Annotated in this window: 11 protein-coding genes; 8 read left to right on the top strand and 3 right to left on the bottom strand. The window is 72.9% G+C overall.

The features are described from left to right. Positions 1 to 112: 112 nt before the first annotated feature. Entirely contained in the window at positions 113 to 778 is a 666-nt protein-coding gene (locus ACIBCA_RS36100; protein ID WP_396287403.1) for an NAD(P)H-binding protein, read from the bottom strand. 69 nt (positions 779 to 847) lie between these two features. Here ACIBCA_RS36100 and dxr point away from each other — a divergent pair, with 69 nt between their 5' ends. From dxr to ACIBCA_RS36075, 5 genes are all read left to right on the top strand, one after another. Beyond that, positions 848 to 2077, top strand: a complete 1230-nt coding sequence (gene dxr / locus ACIBCA_RS36095) for a 1-deoxy-D-xylulose-5-phosphate reductoisomerase (RefSeq protein ID WP_396287401.1) — start codon at positions 848 to 850, stop codon at positions 2075 to 2077. 63 nt (positions 2078 to 2140) lie between these two features. Beyond that, a complete protein-coding gene (locus ACIBCA_RS36090; RefSeq protein ID WP_396287400.1) occupies positions 2141 to 3445 on the top strand; it encodes a M50 family metallopeptidase in 1305 nt (434 codons plus the stop codon). Between the two features lie 156 nt (positions 3446 to 3601). Beyond that, a complete protein-coding gene (gene ispG / locus ACIBCA_RS36085; protein WP_396287399.1) occupies positions 3602 to 4762 on the top strand; it encodes a flavodoxin-dependent (E)-4-hydroxy-3-methylbut-2-enyl-diphosphate synthase in 1161 nt (386 codons plus the stop codon). 122 nt (positions 4763 to 4884) lie between these two features. After that, entirely contained in the window at positions 4885 to 5778 is an 894-nt protein-coding gene (locus tag ACIBCA_RS36080) for a GNAT family N-acetyltransferase (protein WP_396287398.1), read from the top strand. Between the two features lie 64 nt (positions 5779 to 5842). Beyond that, positions 5843 to 6388 carry a GNAT family N-acetyltransferase gene (locus ACIBCA_RS36075; RefSeq protein ID WP_396287397.1) on the top strand — a complete coding sequence of 182 codons (546 nt, stop codon included), beginning with the start codon at positions 5843 to 5845 and terminating at the stop codon, positions 6386 to 6388. Positions 6389 to 6406: 18 nt separating this feature from the next. On the opposite strand, the gene ACIBCA_RS36070 is transcribed toward ACIBCA_RS36075, so the two are convergent. Both ACIBCA_RS36070 and ACIBCA_RS36065 read right to left on the bottom strand, forming a co-directional pair. Next, the gene (locus tag ACIBCA_RS36070) at positions 6407 to 7333 is read right to left on the bottom strand and encodes an aminoglycoside phosphotransferase family protein (protein WP_396287396.1); all 927 of its coding nucleotides are present in this window, start codon (positions 7331 to 7333) and stop codon (positions 6407 to 6409) included. A 24-nt stretch (positions 7334 to 7357) separates the two neighbouring features. Further along, positions 7358 to 8380, bottom strand: coding sequence for a ferritin-like domain-containing protein (locus tag ACIBCA_RS36065; RefSeq protein ID WP_396287395.1), 1023 nt, complete (start codon positions 8378 to 8380; stop codon positions 7358 to 7360). Between the two features lie 259 nt (positions 8381 to 8639). Between ACIBCA_RS36065 and rimP the strand changes: the two genes are divergently transcribed. The 3 genes from rimP (at position 8640) to ACIBCA_RS36050 (ending at position 10632) form a co-directional block, all read left to right on the top strand. Beyond that, positions 8640 to 9185 carry a ribosome maturation factor RimP gene (gene rimP / locus ACIBCA_RS36060; protein WP_396287394.1) on the top strand — a complete coding sequence of 182 codons (546 nt, stop codon included), beginning with the start codon at positions 8640 to 8642 and terminating at the stop codon, positions 9183 to 9185. A gap of 66 nt (positions 9186 to 9251) precedes the next feature. After that, positions 9252 to 10250 carry a transcription termination factor NusA gene (gene nusA, locus ACIBCA_RS36055; protein WP_396287393.1) on the top strand — a complete coding sequence of 333 codons (999 nt, stop codon included), beginning with the start codon at positions 9252 to 9254 and terminating at the stop codon, positions 10248 to 10250. Between the two features lie 124 nt (positions 10251 to 10374). Continuing rightward, the gene (locus ACIBCA_RS36050; protein WP_396287392.1) at positions 10375 to 10632 is read left to right on the top strand and encodes a YlxR family protein; all 258 of its coding nucleotides are present in this window, start codon (positions 10375 to 10377) and stop codon (positions 10630 to 10632) included. The last annotated feature ends 211 nt before the right edge of the window (positions 10633 to 10843 follow it).

Genomic DNA, 10843 nt, shown 5'->3' with positions numbered 1-10843 from the left:
AGCTTCCTGCGCCCCTGAGCCGTCCGGTCCTTGCGGATCTCGAAGTCCATCCCACCCCTTGAGCTGGGGTGTTGCAACGACTCCTAGAACCCAGGGTGACGAACCGGGCCCTTCAGCCGTCGTGCCCGGCCGCCGCGGCCACGGCCTCCTCGACGGTGGCGTTGCCGGCGACCAGCTCCAGCGTCTGCCCGGCCGTGCCGGGCTCGTGCAGCAGCGCGGCGAGGACGGCGGCCACGTCGGCCCGGTCGACGGGGCCGCGGTCGACGGTGGGGGCGAGGCGGACGAGGCCGGTGGCGGTGCCGTCGGTGAGCCGTCCGGGGCGCAGCACCGTCCAGTCCAGGGTGGTGCGGGCGCGGACGGCGTCGTCGGCGGCTCCCTTGGCGCGCAGGTAGGTCTCGAAGACGGGGTCGGCGTGGTGGGCGTGGGCGTCGGCGCCCATCGAGGAGACGATCAGGTACCGCCGTACGCCCGCGAGTTCGGCGGCGTCGGCGAGCAGGACGGCGGCGTCGCGGTCGACGGTGTTCTTGCGGTCGGCGCCGCTGCCCGGGCCGGCGCCGGCGGCGAAGACCACGGCGTCGGCGCCGGTGAGGAGCGCGGCGAGTTCGGCGGGGGTGGTGGCCTCCAGGTCGAGCACCAGCGGTTCGGCGCCGGCGTCGGTGAGGTCCTGGGCCTGTTCGGGGCGGCGGATGATCCCGGCGGGGCGGTCGCCCCGGTCGGCGAGCAGGCGTTCGAGTTTCAGGGCGATCTGTCCGTGGCCCCCGGCGATGACGGTACGCATGGCTCCGACGGTAGCCCCGGCCGTACGAACCCGTCCTGGCGAGGGACGCGGACAGGACACAATGGGCGCATGACTTCGCTCGCCCACCCGCAGCTGCGTTTCACGCCCACCGTGGCGGACCCCTCCGGCCCCCGGGAGCTGGTGATCCTCGGTTCCACCGGTTCGATCGGCACCCAGGCGATCGACGTGGTGCTCCGCAACCCGGACCGTTTCCGGGTGGTCGCCCTTTCGGCGGCCGGTGGCCGGGTGGAGCTGCTCGCCGAGCAGGCGTTCCGGCTGGGCGTGCACACCGTGGCGGTGGCCGATCCGGCGGCGGAGCCGGCGCTGCGCGAGGCGCTGGCGGCCAAGGCCCAGGGGCGGCCGCTGCCGGCCGTGCTGGTGGGCCCGGACGCGGCCACCGAGCTGGCCGCGACGGAGTGCCACTCGGTGCTCAACGGCATCACCGGCTCGATCGGTCTGCGGCCGACGCTGGCCGCGCTGGAGGCGGGCCGGGTGCTGGTGCTGGCCAACAAGGAGTCGCTGATCGTCGGCGGCCCGCTGGTGAAGGCCGTGGCGAAGCCGGGGCAGATCGTGCCGGTGGACTCCGAGCACGCCGCGCTGTACCAGGCGCTGGCGGGCGGCACCCGCGCCGAGGTGCGCAAGTTGGTGGTCACCGCCAGCGGCGGCCCGTTCCGCAACCGCACCCGCGAGCAGCTGGCCGGGGTGACCCCGCAGGAGGCGCTGGCGCACCCGACCTGGGCGATGGGCCCGGTCGTCACGATCAACTCGGCCACCCTGGTGAACAAGGGCCTGGAGGTGATCGAGGCGCACCTGCTGTACGACGTGCCGTTCGACCGGATCGAGGTCGTGGTCCATCCGCAGTCGGTGGTGCACTCGATGGTGGAGTTCACCGACGGTTCGACCCTGGCGCAGGCCAGTCCGCCGGACATGCGGATGCCGATCGCCCTGGGCATCGGCTGGCCGGACCGGGTGCCGGACGCCGCCCCCGGCTGCGACTGGACGAAGGCCGCGACCTGGGAGTTCTTCCCGCTGGACGACGAGGCGTTCCCGGCCGTGGAGCTGGCCCGCGAGGTGGGCACCCTGGGCGGCACCGCCCCGGCCGTGTTCAACGCCGCCAACGAGGAGTGCGTGGACGCCTTTCTGAACGGCCGCCTCGCTTTCACCGGAATCGTGGACACTGTGGCGAAGGTCGTCGCCGAGCACGGCAGGCCGGCGGCGGGAACTTCCCTCACCGTCGAGGACGTCCTGCACGCGGAGGACTGGGCCCGCGCCCGGGCCCGCGAGCTGGCGGCGGGCTGACCGGCCGCCGTACAGCGGCAGGGACAGAGACGATGAGCGGAGCGGCATGACGGAGGAGCAGCGGTGGTAGCGGTGATGACGGTGGTCGGCATCCTGGTCTTCGTGATCGGGTTGCTCATCTCGATCGCCTGGCACGAACTCGGCCACCTCTCCACGGCCAAGCTGTTCGGCATCCGGGTGCCGCAGTACATGGTCGGCTTCGGCCCGACCCTGTGGTCGCGGAAGAAGGGTGAGACCGAGTACGGCATCAAGGCCATCCCGTTCGGCGGGTACATCCGGATGATCGGGATGTTCCCGCCGGGGGAGGATGGCCGGATCACCAAGCGCAGCAGCTCGGCGGTGCGCACGATGATCGAGGACGCCCGGGAGGCTTCGTACGAGGAGCTCCAGGAGGGCGACGAGACGCGGCTGTTCTACACCCGCAAGCCGTGGAAGCGCGTCATCGTCATGTTCGCCGGGCCGTTCATGAACCTGGTCCTGGCGTTCGGGCTGTTCACGACGGTCAACATGGGCTTCGGCGTGAAGACCGAGGTGCCGACCATCGGCTCGGTCGCCCAGTGCATCGTCAAGGCCGGCGACCCCACCGACAAGTGCCCGTCCGGTGCCAAGCCGACCCCGGCCGCGGAGGCGGGCCTCAAGCAGGGCGACAAGGTGCTGTCCTTCGACGGGGACCGCATCCGCGACTACAAGCAGTTCCAGGCGGACATCCGCAGGTCGGCCGGCCGCCAGGTGGCGATCGTCGTCGAGCGGGACGGGCAGCAGGTCGTCCTCAACCCGACGATCGCCGTCAACCAGGTGCAGAAGTACGACGCCGACGACCGTCCGGTCAAGGGCCAGACCGTGGAGGCGGGTTTCCTCGGATTCACTCCGAAGAGTGAAGTCGTTCGGCAGAGCTTCGGGCAGTCCCTCGACACGATGTACACCATGGGCGAGAGCGGAGTGAAGTCCCTGGCCGCCCTGCCCGGCAAGATCCCCGGGCTCTGGAACGCCGTCGTCGGCGACGCCCCGCGCGATCCGGACTCCCCGGTCGGCATGGTCGGCGCCGCCCGGGTCAGCGGCGAGGTGTTCTCCTCGGACCTGCCCGGGAGCCAGATGGTCGCCACGTTCGTGTTCATGCTCGCGGCCATCAACCTGTCGTTGTTCCTGTTCAACATGCTGCCGCTGCTGCCCCTGGACGGCGGCCACATCGCCGGCGCCCTCTGGGAGTCGGTCCGCCGCGGCGTCTCCAAGGTCCTGCGGCGGCCCGACCCCGGGCCCTTCGACGTGGCCAAGCTGATGCCCCTGGCCTACGTGGTGGCGAGCATCTTCATCGGTTTCACCCTGCTGGTGCTGGCCGCGGACCTGGTGAACCCGGTCAAGATCAGCTAGACGGCAGGGCATGCGGTTCGGGTACGGCGGGTGTGCTGGCGCCCGTGGCCGTGCCGTACCGTGGAGGCCGGGTGCGCGATCGTCCGCGTGCCCGGCCTCGGCCGTCCCAACGGCCGGGCGGTCGACCACACCTCAACCCCGGGGAACCCTGCGCACATGACCGCGATCTCGCTCGGTATTCCGTCCCTGCCGCTCAAGCCGCTCGCCAAGCGCCGCTACTCCCGGCAGATCATGGTCGGCAACGTCCCGGTCGGCGGCGACGCTCCCGTGTCGGTGCAGTCGATGACCACCACGGTCACCTCGGACATCAACGCCACGCTGCAGCAGATCGCCCAGCTGACCGCGTCCGGCTGCCAGATCGTCCGCGTCGCCGTCCCCTCGCAGGACGACGCCGACGCGCTGCCGATCATCGCGAAGAAGTCGCAGATCCCGGTCATCGCGGACATCCACTTCCAGCCCAAGTACGTCTTCGCCGCGATCGACGCCGGCTGCGCCGCGGTGCGCGTCAACCCGGGCAACATCAAGGCGTTCGACGACAAGGTCGGCGAGATCGCCAAGGCCGCCAAGGCCGCCGGCGTGCCGATCCGCATCGGCGTCAACGCCGGCTCCCTGGACAAGCGCCTGATGGAGAAGTACGGCCGGGCCACCCCGGAGGCGCTGGTCGAGTCCGCGCTCTGGGAGTGCTCGCTGTTCGAGGAGCACGACTTCCGCGACATCAAGATCTCGGTCAAGCACAACGACCCGGTCGTGATGATCAACGCCTACCGCCAGCTCGCCGCCGCCTGCGACTACCCGCTGCACCTCGGTGTCACCGAGGCCGGCCCGGCCTTCCAGGGCACCATCAAGTCCGCGGTCGCCTTCGGCGCGCTGCTCGCCGAGGGCATCGGCGACACCATCCGGGTCTCGCTCTCCGCCCCGCCGGCCGAGGAGATCAAGGTCGGCAACCAGATCCTGGAGTCCCTGGGCCTGCGCGAGCGCGGCCTGGAGATCGTCTCCTGCCCGTCCTGCGGCCGCGCCCAGGTGGACGTCTACAAGCTCGCCGAGGAGGTCACCGCCGGCCTGGAGGGCATGGAGGTGCCGCTGCGCGTCGCCGTCATGGGCTGTGTGGTGAACGGGCCCGGCGAGGCGCGCGAGGCCGACCTCGGCGTCGCCTCCGGCAACGGCAAGGGCCAGATCTTCGTGAAGGGCGAGGTCATCAAGACCGTGCCCGAGTCGAAGATCGTCGAGACCCTGATCGAGGAGGCCCTCAAGCTCGCCGAGCAGATGCAGGCCGAGGGCGTGGAGGCCGGGGAGCCGGTCGTCGTCGCGGGCGAGTAGCAGCCCGCTCGTAGGAATTTCCGGAGGCGGGGCCGTTCCGTTCGGGGACGGCCCCGCGGCCGTAGCCGGGTGGGGCCACGGAGTAGGGTGCGGCGAAGTCGTCTCAGTGAGGTGCTGTCTCGATGCTCGATCGAGGTGTGATGCTCCCCGGCGCGTTCCAGGCCGCCCGGGCCCTGGCCACCACCCGCGTGCTGGAGCCCGCCGATCTCGCGGACGCCCTGGAGATCCTCCACCGCGATCCGGTCGCCAACGCGTTCGTCGCGACCAGGGTCGAGGCCGTGGGCCTGGACCCGTGGCGCCTCGGCGGCGAGATGTGGGGCTGGTACGACGGCGACGGCGTGCTCGACGCGCTCTGCTACGCCGGGGCGAACCTCGTCCTCGTCAGCGCCTGCACGGCGGCCGTGACGGCCTTCGCCGAGCGGGCCAGACGGCAGGGGCGGCGCTGCTCCTCGATCGTCGGCCCGGCCGAGGCGACGGCCTCGTTCTGGGCGCTGATGGGGCGCAGCTGGGGCCCGGCGCGTGAAGTCCGCGGCCACCAGCCGCTGTTGGCCACCTCCGTGCCCTCGCCGGAGATCGCCCCCGACCCGCTGGTGCGCCGGGTGCGGCGCGACGAGGTCGACGCGATGATGCCCGCCTGCGTGGCGATGTTCACCGAGGAGGTGGGGGTGTCCCCGCTGGCCGGGGACGGCGGGCTCCTCTACCAGGCGCGGGTGGCCGAACTCGTCACCACCGGGCGCTCGTTCGCCCGCTTCGGGGAGGACGGCCAGGTGGTGTTCAAGGCCGAGATCGGGGCCGTGACGGCGGGCGCCTGCCAGATCCAGGGCGTCTGGGTCGCCCCCGAGCACCGGGGCCGGGGCCTCTCCGAGACGGGGATGGCGGCGGTGCTGGAGGTCGCGCTGCGCGAGGTGGCGCCGGTGGTCTCGCTGTACGTCAACGACTTCAACCTCCGGGCGCGGGCGGCCTATCGGCGGGTGGGATTCCGCGAGGTCGGAGCCTTCATGAGTGTCCTGTTCTGACCGCCGGTGATCTCGTGGTCACCTTCTCCAGCGGGCGCGGGCGGCTGGTAGTAACGTCCGGGTCATGGATCAGCTGACCGGGGTGACGATCGCAGCCATCGACCTTGCGGCCTGGGCGCCGCAGGCGCTCGACGTGCAGGCGGTGGCGTTCGGGCTCACGCCGGAGGAGGTGGCCGTCCGGCTGCACATCGTGGGGCGTCACGCCTGCCAGCCCGGGGTGATCGCGTTCGGGGCGATGAGCGAGGGCCGGCTGGTCGGCTTCGGGTACGGGATGCCGAACCTGCGCGAGCACTGGTGGAGCACGGTCATCGAGCCGTACCTCGACGAGCGGGGCCTCGGGGACTGGCTGGACGGGGTGTTCGCGATCACCGAACTGCACGTGCTGCCGGAGTTCCAGGGGCAGGGGATCGGCTCCCGGCTGATCCGGCTGCTGTGCGACTCCTCGGGGCTGGACCGCAGCATCCTCTCCGCGATCGACGCCGAGACCCCGGCCCGCAGGCTCTACCGGGCGCTGGGCTACCAGGACTTGGCCCGGGCGGTGCGCTTCCCGGCGACGGACCGGCTGTACGCGGTGATGGGCGCCCGGCTGCCGCTGCGGGAACGGCACTGAGCCCGACCTGACGCGGCACTAGGGCAGCGCGCCGGCGAACTCCAGGTACAGCTGGGCGTCCTGCTCGCGGTCGGCGGCCAGGTGGCGCAGGGCGAGGTCGACGGCGCGCAGCAGGGTCCAGCCGCGCAGGCGGTCGCGGTCGACCTCGAGGGCCTCGGAGAGCTGGGCGAGGCGGCGGCGGACGGCGCCGGGTGCGCCGGGGGAGCCGATCAGGGTGTCGGCGCGGTCGAGGACGAGGCGGGCCAGGTCGTAGGCGCGTTCGCCGGCGACGGGGCGCGGGTCGATGGCCAGCCAGGGGGAGCGGTCGGCGGCGAGGACGTTGCCGTGGTGGAAGTCCCCGTGCAGGAGCAGGGTTTCGGGTGCCTCGGCGGCGAGGGCGCCGGCCGTCTCCAGGGCTTCGGCGGTCAGGGGTTCGGCGTCCGCCGCGACGGGGTGGGTGCCGTGGGCGGCGAGCCGGGCGGCGGTGTCCGCGACCCGGTCGGCCACGGCGGGGAAGGGGTGCTGCCCGGGCAGCGGTACCCAGAGCCGGTGGAGCAGGCTGGTGGCCTCCAGCATCGCCTTGGGTTCGGCGAGGGAGCGCAGCGGGATCTCGCCGTGGAGGCGTTCCAGCAGCAGGACGCCCGCGGCCGGGTCGGCGTCGAGGAGCAGGACGGCGCCGCGGCCCGCCCAGTGGGCGAGGGCCCGGTGCTCGTGGACGGTCTCGGGGGTGGGCAGGCCCGTCTTGAGGACGGCGGGGGAGAGGTCGTCGCGGTGGACGTAGGTGATCAGGCTGAGGCTGCCGCCGGGGTCGAGGGTGCGTTCGGCGGTGAGGTTCCAGCGCTCGAGGTGATCGGCGACCAGGCCGGGCAGGGCGTCCAGCCAGCGGCGGCCCTCGTCGCCGTGGGTCGCGGTGACGGTGCGGGTCAGCCGGCTGGGGACGGTGGGGTGTGGCGTTGCTCCCGACATGTCGTCCATTGTCGTCCGTCTTCGCTACGGGGTCGCGGCGGTGGCCGGGGGTGAGGCGGGCGAGGTGCTCGGGGCGGTGTCGGGGATGCCGGGGAAGGGCGTGGCGGGGGCGCCCCAGCGGCGGGCGCGGACGGCGGTCTCGTGGAGGGCGGCGGCCGCGGCGGGCCGGTGCGGGGCGGGCAGGGCGGCGACGAGGTCCGCGTAGACGCCGGTGAGGCGGGTCTCGAGGTGGGCGGCGAGCTGCGTGGCGGTGGCGGCGTCCTGGACGGGGAAGGGCAGGCGGTAGCCGCCGGCGGCGGGGGTGGGGGTGGAGCCGAGGGTGGTGAGCAGGCGCTGCCAGGCGTCGCGGCGGGCTTCGTGGGCGGCCAGGGCGGTCCGGGCGTCGGCGCGCTGCTGGTCCTCGGGGAAGCGGGCGCCGACGATGCCGTAGCCGTAGACGGCGGCGTGCTCGGCGCCGAGGGCGCTCTGGAGCGAGGCCAGGCCCGCGGTGCCGGCGGGGGCGGCGGGGGCGGTGCTCGGCGCGGGCGTCGCGGCCGGTGTCGCGGCGGGGGTCGCGGTGGGGGTGGTGTCGCCGAGGGCGGCGGCGTGCAGCAGCCGGGAGGCGGCGACGGAGGCGAGCAGCCGGGCGAGGGGCCCGGTGGCGGCGGCCAGGTCGGCGAGGTGGGCCTGGGCGGCCCGGCGCTCCTCGGCGGCGGGCGTTCCAGTGGGCGTTCCCGTGGGCGCGGGAACGCCCGCAGAAGGAGAGGTGGAGGTGGAAGCGGAGGCCGCGTCGGCCGGGAACCCCTCGGCGAGGGCGGCCCGGTGCCGGATCGTTTCGGCGCGCAGTTGCTGCAGCAGCGCCGCCTGCTGGCCGGGCGCGGCGAGGGCGGTGTCGTACGCGGCGAGGACGGCGTCGGTGGCGGCGACGGCGCGGTGGCGCACGGGTGCGTCCGGGTCCGGGGTGGCGGGGGAGGAGGACGGGTCGTCGGTTCCGGTGCAGGCCGTCAGGGCGGTGAGGCCGGTGAGCAGGCCGAGGGCGAGCAGGGTCCGTCGGCTGGGTGGCTGCATCGGGGTCACTCCGGGGTGGGTACGCGAGGACGGCCTCCCCGGCCCCGTTGGCGTGAATGATTACAGAACCCACACGTTCGGGGGGCGGGTGGCGGGGGGTGTGAGGTTGCTCGCAGTGTCTGGCGTGTCCCGGGCCCGGGATGGTGCGGAATCGGTGGTTGGGGGTTGCACCGGCTAGGCTTTGGGCCGAGCTGCCGTGACCCGTGGGGTACGGAGCGACCTTCTGACAACAGCAGACGCGGCCGAGGAGTCCACCCGGATGAGCACCACCCACACCGATCGGCTGCGAGAGTTGTTGGAGCCCCTGGCCGCGCAGGCCGGGCTGGACCTCGAGGATGTCAGGGTCACCAAGGCGGGCAACCGGCGGCAGGTGCAGATCGACGTCGACACCGACGAGGGTGTGGACATGGACGCCGTCGCCGAGTTCAGCCGCATCGCCGGTGACGCCCTGGACGCGTCGGACGTGCTGGGCGACGAGCCCTACCTGCTGGAGGTCGGCTCGCCGGGTGCGGAGCGCCCGCTGGCGCTGCCGCGCCACTGGCAGCGGGCCGAGGGCCGGCTGGCGAAGATCCACCTGGTGGACGGCGCCGAGCTGGTCGCCCGCGTGCTGGCGGCCGACGAGGACGGCGTGCTGGTCGAGGTGCAGCCGGTGAAGGGCCGCGGCCGTCCCAAGGAGCGCCGCCTGGAGTACACCGAGGTCGCCCGGGCGCGCGTGCAGGTCGAGTTCAACCGCAAGGACGACGACGGGCTCGACGAGGCCGACGAGCTCGACGAGCTCGACGGGGTGGACGACGGTGAGCAGTGACCTCACCCCGGGCAGCGGAACCCGGACCGGCATGACGAACGTGACGAAAGACGAGGAGGCGTAGCCGTGGACATCGACATGAGTGCCCTGCGCACGCTGGTCAACGAGAAGAACATCCCCTTCGACCTGCTGGTCGAGTCCATCGAGTCGGCCCTCCTCACCGCGTACCACCGCACCGAGGGCTCGCGCCGCCGCGCCCGGGTGCACCTGGACCGCCAGAGCGGCCACGTCACCGTGTGGGCGACGGAGGACCCGGCGGAGCTCGACGAGGGCGTCGAGCCGAAGGAGTTCGACGACACCCCGAGCGGCTTCGGCCGGATCGCGTCCAGCATCGGCATCCAGGTGATGATGCAGCGCCTGCGCGACGCCGCCGACGACCAGACCTTCGGTGAGTACGCGGGCAAGGAGGGCGACATCGTCACCGGTGTCGTCCAGCAGGGCAACGACCCGAAGAACGTGCTCGTCGACATCGGCAAGCTGGAGGCCATCCTCCCGCCGCAGGAGCAGGTGCCGGGCGAGGACTACCGGCACGGCACCCGCCTGAAGTGCTACGTCGTCGCGGTGCGCCGCGGCGTGCGCGGCCCGTCGGTGACGCTGTCGCGCACTCACCCGAGCCTGGTGAAGAAGCTCTTCGCGCTGGAGGTCCCGGAGATCGCCGACGGCAGCGTCGAGATCGCCGCGATCGCCCGTGAGGCCGGTCACCGGACCAAGATCGCGGTCTGGTCGCGCCGGGCCGGGCTGAACGCCAAGGGCGCCTGCATCGGCCCGATGGGCTCCCGGGTGCGCGCCGTGATGGGCGAGCTGCACGGTGAGAAGATCGACATCGTCGACTGGTCCGAGGACCCCCGCGAGATGGTCGCCGCCGCTCTGTCCCCCGCGCGGGTGAGCAGTGTGGAGATCGTCGACCTGGCCCAGCGCTCGGCCCGGGTGATCGTGCCGGACTACCAACTCTCGCTGGCGATCGGCAAGGAGGGGCAGAACGCCCGCCTGGCCGCCCGCCTCACCGGGTGGCGCATCGACATCCGCCCGGACACCGAGGGCCAGCCGGAATCCGCCGGCGAGTAGCAGTGTCGTCGTAGGCGTCCTGTCGGTCACCGTGATCGGCGGGGCGGCGCCATGTCCCTTCGGAGGGGTAGACTTGCCTTCGTCTGGCCGGACGCATGTCCGAGCACGCCCGGAACGCACCTGCGTGGGCTGCCGCAAGCGCGCGGCCAAGCACCAGCTGTTGCGTGTCACGGCGGTCGAGGGCGAGTGCGTCCCCGATCCCCGTGGCGCACTGCCGGGCCGGGGCGCGCATCTGCACCCCGATCCGGCCTGCCTCGACCTCGCGGTCCGTCGCCGGGCGTTCCCCCGGGCCTTCCGGCTCCAGGGTGCGCTCGACACGGCGCGGCTGCGCGGGTTCATCGAGGAGCGGGCGGAAGGCGCCTCGGATTCCCAGGAGTCCTGAGGGGCTGTGCCCGTCCCGCCGCCACTCGAAGCGGCGGGGAACCACCGCAACAAGCACGGCGAGCAGTCGCACGCCGTGCCACCAGTCAGGTACCTCGCGATGTGGAAGTAGGTCGAGATTGCGATGAGCACTCGATGAGTACGCGATGAGTACGCGATGGGTACGCCCATGAAGTAGCGACAGTCCGGCGGACGAGACCCCCGGACTCATA

It is taken from the genome of Kitasatospora sp. NPDC051170, assembly GCF_044455705.1.
In the GTDB taxonomy this organism is placed as follows: Bacteria; Actinomycetota; Actinomycetes; order Streptomycetales; family Streptomycetaceae; genus Kitasatospora.
The sequence above is the reverse complement of the archived record's forward strand: the minus strand, read 5'-3'. Positions and strand labels throughout refer to the sequence as shown.

Bases quoted from the DNA above. Each gene is read 5' to 3' on its own strand.
- ACIBCA_RS36100 (WP_396287403.1), bottom strand. From the start codon at position 778: ATGCGTACCGTCATCGCCGGGGGCCACGGACAGATCGCCCTGAAACTC.
- dxr (WP_396287401.1), top strand. From the start codon at position 848: ATGACTTCGCTCGCCCACCCGCAGCTGCGTTTCACGCCCACCGTGGCG.
- ispG (WP_396287399.1), top strand. From the start codon at position 3,602: ATGACCGCGATCTCGCTCGGTATTCCGTCCCTGCCGCTCAAGCCGCTC.
- ACIBCA_RS36080 (WP_396287398.1), top strand. From the start codon at position 4,885: ATGCTCGATCGAGGTGTGATGCTCCCCGGCGCGTTCCAGGCCGCCCGG.
- ACIBCA_RS36075 (WP_396287397.1), top strand. From the start codon at position 5,843: ATGGATCAGCTGACCGGGGTGACGATCGCAGCCATCGACCTTGCGGCC.
- ACIBCA_RS36070 (WP_396287396.1), bottom strand. From the start codon at position 7,333: ATGTCGGGAGCAACGCCACACCCCACCGTCCCCAGCCGGCTGACCCGC.
- ACIBCA_RS36065 (WP_396287395.1), bottom strand. From the start codon at position 8,380: ATGCAGCCACCCAGCCGACGGACCCTGCTCGCCCTCGGCCTGCTCACC.
- rimP (WP_396287394.1), top strand. From the start codon at position 8,640: ATGAGCACCACCCACACCGATCGGCTGCGAGAGTTGTTGGAGCCCCTG.